The sequence below is a fragment of the Bacteroidia bacterium genome (assembly GCA_039924845.1).
Taxonomy (GTDB): domain Bacteria; phylum Bacteroidota; class Bacteroidia; order DATLTG01; family DATLTG01; genus DATLTG01.
Genome location: JBDTAC010000084.1, coordinates 1 through 5,952 on the forward strand (window position 1 = coordinate 1; position 5,952 = coordinate 5,952).

Below are 5,952 nucleotides of genomic sequence, written 5' to 3' on the forward strand. Positions count from 1 at the left end.
ATCTCATTATTTCAGCCCTCGCCAGCACGGACGATTCAACAACTCTCCTAATAATTATGCTTTGTATTGCTTCTAAAACTTCCAATTTACCGCAAGGGATGTTTATCTAAACCATAGCAGCGTTTACATGAACGCATGACACGTTTACCTAAACGCAAGGCACGTTTACCTAAACGCATGACACGTTTAGCTCATCGTAAGGCACGTTTAGCTCATCGCAAGGCACGTTTAGCTCATCGCAAGGCACGTTTACATGAACGCAAGGCACGTTTAGCTCATCGTAAGGTACGTTTACATGAACGTATGACACGTTTACCTGAACGAAAAGCCCTTAAACCTGCATCATGAAAGGGATTACCTGCTTTTTAGGAAATTTTAACACATCAGATACAATAATCAAATCCACATCAGATACAATAATCAAATCCCTGTTTGCGTTTTTGGACATATTAACAATTTAAACTAAAATAACAATGGGAAAAAGAACAGTAAGAGTAAAGGTACCGAGCAACAAGCCGGGAGATTTATTGCGTCTCGCTCAACGCATTTTAGAAAAGAGCACAATTGACGGACTGAAATGTCCGATTGCCACAACCGATTTGGCAAGTATGCAATCGCTTACCGATTCCGCGTTATTGTCTCGAACCCACAGCATCGAGCTACGCGAAGAAAGTGAGAACGAAATGCAAGCCGCTCGTGTAGCCATGGGCATCGAGAAGGGGCAAACAAACAGTACGCCCAACACCCTTAATTACCTCATCGCAAAAATGCGCGATGTGTTAATGGCAACCTATCGCGGGCGAGAGGAGGAATTGAGCGAGTACGGTTTTAGTGTAGTAACCGGCTCGTACGTTCCGAAAAGCAAAGGGAAAAAGTCTATTACTTGATCTATCCGCTTTGTGTATCCGGAAACCACATCCTTTAAAGGTGTGGTTTCTTTTTGCTAAAAAAAAGGCATCGCCTGCTATTTGGCGATGCCTTCGTTTGATATTTTATAATTTAATTTGACCATTTTTTCGTACCCGAGTAATTGTGTAAATTCAGGACTTGCTTGCATAAACATCCTTTCATTAAAACTCAAATACTTGCCATTGCCAGATTTCTACCTGAAGTAGCCTCGCTTTTATATTTACTTTTAGAATTTCGATTGATTTGATCTGCTTTGTTTAAAGCCTTTAAACCAAAAATAATCATTAAAATAAAAGACAAAACTGCTAAAATTGGAAAAAAACTACCAGACGTTTCTACATTTATTGCTACTTAGTTGCTGAATTTATATTTTTATTATTTTTTTGATTGTAACAATTCCATCGTTGCTTATGGCTTTCAAATAATAAATTCCATTAATTTGTGATGAAATATTAATGTCAAAACTTCCCGATGTTAAATTATTTTGAGAGTTCCATATTTTTCTACCAAGTACATCATAAATTTCTAACACAAAAGGAGATTTAAAATTTACCTCTAATTTAAAGTATCCGGAATTGGGGTTTGGAGTGATTTTGATTAAGGAAGTTTGTATAGTTTGGTAATTGCCACTTTGTGAATTCCCACCTATACTAATTTCTTCTTGTAAAGAAGAAATTAGTATAGGCTGCGTTAGCGTATCTATAGTACCAGAAAGTCTATTTATAATTACTTTAACATTGAAAACACCATTGGTAGAATAAGAAATTGTTGGATTACGTAAATTCGAGAATTGATTGTTGCCAAAGTCCCAATGAAAACTTATTGCATCACTATCAATAGAATCACCATAAATTGTAATCTTTTTATTTTCACAAATGCGAACTATTGTGTCTGAAGGGTCGGGCATAAAAGAAGAATTGGTGGCCGTATGATTTATAGTACATGAAGCAATTTTAGCATCAAAAGTTGAGCCTTCAAGAGCTTCAAAATTAGGCTCTAATTCAATTTCCTCCCCAGCTTGTAAAATAACTGTACTGCCATTAGATACTTTAAAAGCATCATTTGCAATTATTTTTGTTTGCGTTTCAAATAATGCTGTATTATAAGATAGAGGATAGAGGGTTACTTAGAGTAATTGGTGATGCAGTACATCCATCACCAACACAAGTTCCAATTGTAACATCTAAATGCGTATGGGCATATGTAAAGCCAAAAATATATCCTTTTGCCCATGTATCTACACTTCCTGATCCGGTAGAACCCCAAGTAATCGATATTGAACCATCCGTTGATGCCGTACCAGTCCCTCCGGAAATCGAATATATTGTATTTGTAAGATATGAACTATACCAACCACATGATGGAAAAGAGTAAGAAGTTGTTTCTCCCTGACAAACTGAAGATTTTCCACAAATTTGATCGCAACCACAATGGGCATTTGCTAAAAATGTAGAAGTCAACAAGTAAAATAATACGAGATTAATTATTTTTACAGCACTTTTTTTCATGTTTATATTTTATATGTCTAACTATTTAAAAATTTCTGCCAATACTAAAGCCTAAGTGATTACAAAATGAATTACCATTGAATGAAGTATCATAAACAATAGGAGTATAGGCAACTCTAATAATCCAACCGCGTGTTTTCTTTTGATAACGATATCCTATTCTTACTACTAAAAGTGCATTAATCTTACTTTTTAAGTTACTTACGTTCAAATTTTCATTAATCGGAAAAGCTGGAGATTCTTCAATAGGCGAGTAATAAGGTGTAACACCTATACCACACTCCAAATGATGATTATAATTCATATTAGAAAATGAATTTATTTCAATGGGTAATAATGGGACAATTAAGTTCTTAACCGTAAAAAAGTCCATTCCTAATCCTAATCTCAAATTGGTAATAAAATAGTTAGAATACAATAAATTCCTTTCATAATTTAAAGAATTAGTAACGCCATTGCCTCCGCCTTCTATATAAATAGCATTTTTACAAATTTTTTGAATACTTTGAGACGCATCCAAGACAATAAACCGGCTAGAGGTATTAGTGAACAAACCGTGGGAAAGAGAACTGCACATACTTTGAACATATGTAGACACCAAGAGGCCATCGTTCAAATCCATCCAAATAGGAACACCTGTATTACTTTTAGTTGGAGCATTGTTGCGCGCTACACTCCATGAAACTATGTCGTCATCGAAATTGTTAGCCCATGTTGTCCTAACACCTGTAAGATTACATGCTGGTGCACGTCCGGGCTGAGCATCTTGAAAACTGTTGTTAGGGATAAGGTTATTCTGTGCAAAAACAGTTTGAAATTGCAATAGAACAATACAAATATATTTTATGTGTCTCATATTTATCATGTTTTAATATCACAAATAAATTCCTATAGTCATTCCGTAATAATCTTTCCAATAAGTACTGTAATATGCGTTAATAGCGATATAATATTTTTTTTGTTTATGATTGATAATTCCAACCTGCGTGAAAACAGAGGAGTTAAAATAGCTATTACTGAGTTGTAAAACTTCATTTGACCCGTAAACAAAATTTTGCCCATCTTGTTGTTTTGTTTGATTCCAAAAATGATTTAGTATAAAATCTAGGCTATATCCAACACTCATGAAAAAACTATTCGGCTTATTGTGTTTGTTAAAGAGATATATAACACTGAAAGAAGGAATTTGAATTTCTCTAAAAAAATGAATAAAAGGATATTGTTTCGTATTATCATCAGGGAGAAATCTAGTATATTCTCCTACTTCAATGGAGGTGCCAAATTGTAAGGCAATTGTTTTAGAATAATCGTATTTTGCAAATACAGAAATGCCTGTAAAAAATTTAGTGCCTCCTGCCGAAGATTGTTTTGAAACACTGTAAAAATTAGCATTTGAAACTATTGAATATGGGATTGCGAAACCCCAATCAATTTTTTTACAAGAAGAACTATCCTGTTTGATTTTGGATATCGGCATAGAATAACCCACAATAATGTATAGAAAAAACATACCGGAGAGAATAATTTTTTTTGCTGTTCCTTTCATGTTTCGCTATTTTTTCAACTCAGCTACTTGTTTTTGTAAATCATCTATTTTTTTATTTTGTTGTATCATATACAAAGTAAGTTCCTCTACTTTTTTGAGTAAAAGTACTTGCGTATCACCCAAATTATTTCCGTCTTTTTTTATTTCTGCTTCGGTGGGCACATCCGGTAAATGTTGGTTTAAACCAATGTAATCTGCCACTTGTTTCAACGGCATCAATGGGTAATTGGGTTTAAAAACGTAATCTGCCCAATCGGTATTTTCAACCACTATTTCTTGCGCAATTATTCTTCCGTCCACCGAGAGTTTAAACGTGGTAAAGTTAGGGTTGGTTTTAGGAAATTGATTTCCGATAACTGTTTGTCCGTTGCCATAAACCACAAATGTTTGCGGAGTGCTTTGATTGTTGTCAAGCACGGCAAAGGCTTTTGTATTATCAGCACCTGCTCCATCTACAATGGCTTTGATATTAAAATTATTAGGATTGGTATTGTTTGTATAAGAACACAATCCAATCTTATCGAAGGAAAGCACATTCAACATCACATTTGGATTAGCTGTTCCGTTAACACCCACATTTCCTGCCGCACTGATGCGTATTCGCTCCATTGCGTTGGTACGAATGCTTAAATCTTGATTATCGCAAGTGCCCAAATAGTCAGTACCTAAATTTGTTGAAGTACCAGGATTTGTACCTCCGTTTCCTACTTTCATCCAAAAAGGAGTGGTTACATCGCAAGCAGGAAAAATTGGCGGACCTACCGAACCTCCTGCACTGATGGATAAAAGTCCGGAATAACCATTGAGATTTGGGCTTTTTAAAATAAGATTTCCCAATACAGATGTATTGCCCGCTACCGAAAGATTGGAATCTACTTGTAGATTTTGTTTTACGTTAACGTCTTTTTTTAGCGTTACTTTTCCTTCTACTACTAATTTTTGTTTCAGCACTACTTTTCCTTGTACACGCAGAGAATCTTTCATTACCGTTGCGCTATCAATAGCAACAGTTCCATTCATGTGCGTGGAGCCGATAACGTCTAATTTATTTTGAGGGCTGAGTGTTCCGATACCAATATTACCCAAAGGAACCAAGGTGTTAGCGGTTTGCGAAAAGCCTTTTTGTGAAACCAATAACACCATCGCTAAGGCTGTTATTTTTAAAAGTATTTTTGCAGGTTGCTTAGTTGTGTTGTGTTGTGTTGTGTTGTGTTGTGTTGTGTTGTGTTGTGTTGTGTTGTGTTGTGTTGTGTTGTGTAATTATTTTCATGGCGGATTGTTTTAGGATTAAGCAAATGTAAAACTTGTTTTCAGGAAAGCAAATTTAATTGCTGTTATTTTTTGAACACGTGTTTTTAATCGTTTTCTGATTGTGAATTATTTCTGTGCGCTTATCAATACAGAAAACATTTTTGTTTATCAGCATAAAGCGAAAGGGTGTTTTGAGAAATTATTTTTTCAACACTAAAAATAAAATTTACCTTTGTGGGATAAATCAAAAAAACAGATAAAATGACGATTGAAAAAGAAACAGTGGTGTCGGTAGATTACCATTTAACAGCAAAAATAAAAGGCGGAAGCGAAGAGTTGGTGGAGAAAACAGAGAAAGCGAACCCTTTTGTGTTTTTGTTTGGCGGAGGTATGTTGCTCGAAGATTTTGAGAAAAATTTAAAAGGGAAAAAGATAGGCGATACCTTCGATTTTCACATCGAAGCAAAAAATGGTTACGGCTTACATTCGTCTGAAAACGTTGTAAACGTTCCGATCGAAGCATTTAAAGCTGAAGATGGAAGTTTGGATACCGAAATGGTAAAAGTAGGAAGCTTGCTTCCAATGCTGGATAACCAAGGTCATCGAATGGAAGGAATGGTGGAAGAGGTTACAGAACAACATGTGCGTATGGATTTTAATCATCCGCTCGCTGGACAAGATTTGCATTTTGTTGGCGAAGTATTAGACGTTCGTAAAGCAAGTGCGGAAGAATTAGAC

General features: G+C 35.3%; 8 protein-coding genes. 2 read left to right on the plus strand and 6 right to left on the minus strand.

Annotated elements, in window-relative coordinates; genetic code table 11:
• Positions 1-169: 169 nt before the first annotated feature.
• Entirely contained in the window at positions 170-310 is a 141-nt protein-coding gene (locus ABIZ51_09835; GenBank protein ID MEO7089080.1) for a hypothetical protein, read from the minus strand.
• A 163-nt stretch (positions 311-473) separates the two neighbouring features.
• Here ABIZ51_09835 and ABIZ51_09840 point away from each other — a divergent pair, with 163 nt between their 5' ends.
• On the plus strand, positions 474-887 hold the full coding sequence (locus tag ABIZ51_09840) for a hypothetical protein (GenBank protein ID MEO7089081.1): 414 nt from the start codon (positions 474-476) through the stop codon (positions 885-887).
• Between the two features lie 386 nt (positions 888-1,273).
• On the opposite strand, the gene ABIZ51_09845 is transcribed toward ABIZ51_09840, so the two are convergent.
• From ABIZ51_09845 to ABIZ51_09865, 5 genes are all read right to left on the minus strand, one after another.
• Positions 1,274-1,816 (minus strand): T9SS type A sorting domain-containing protein, encoded by a 543-nt coding sequence (locus ABIZ51_09845; protein ID MEO7089082.1) that lies wholly within the window; start codon positions 1,814-1,816, stop codon positions 1,274-1,276.
• A 193-nt stretch (positions 1,817-2,009) separates the two neighbouring features.
• Entirely contained in the window at positions 2,010-2,417 is a 408-nt protein-coding gene (locus tag ABIZ51_09850) for a hypothetical protein (GenBank protein MEO7089083.1), read from the minus strand.
• A 25-nt stretch (positions 2,418-2,442) separates the two neighbouring features.
• Entirely contained in the window at positions 2,443-3,273 is an 831-nt protein-coding gene (locus ABIZ51_09855; GenBank protein MEO7089084.1) for a hypothetical protein, read from the minus strand.
• Positions 3,274-3,291: 18 nt separating this feature from the next.
• Positions 3,292-3,963, minus strand: coding sequence for a hypothetical protein (locus ABIZ51_09860; protein MEO7089085.1), 672 nt, complete (start codon positions 3,961-3,963; stop codon positions 3,292-3,294).
• A 6-nt stretch (positions 3,964-3,969) separates the two neighbouring features.
• On the minus strand, positions 3,970-5,106 hold the full coding sequence (locus ABIZ51_09865; protein MEO7089086.1) for a hypothetical protein: 1,137 nt from the start codon (positions 5,104-5,106) through the stop codon (positions 3,970-3,972).
• A gap of 369 nt (positions 5,107-5,475) precedes the next feature.
• Between ABIZ51_09865 and ABIZ51_09870 the strand changes: the two genes are divergently transcribed.
• Positions 5,476-5,952 (plus strand): FKBP-type peptidyl-prolyl cis-trans isomerase (locus ABIZ51_09870; GenBank protein MEO7089087.1); only part of this gene is annotated, 477 nt, incomplete at its 3' end.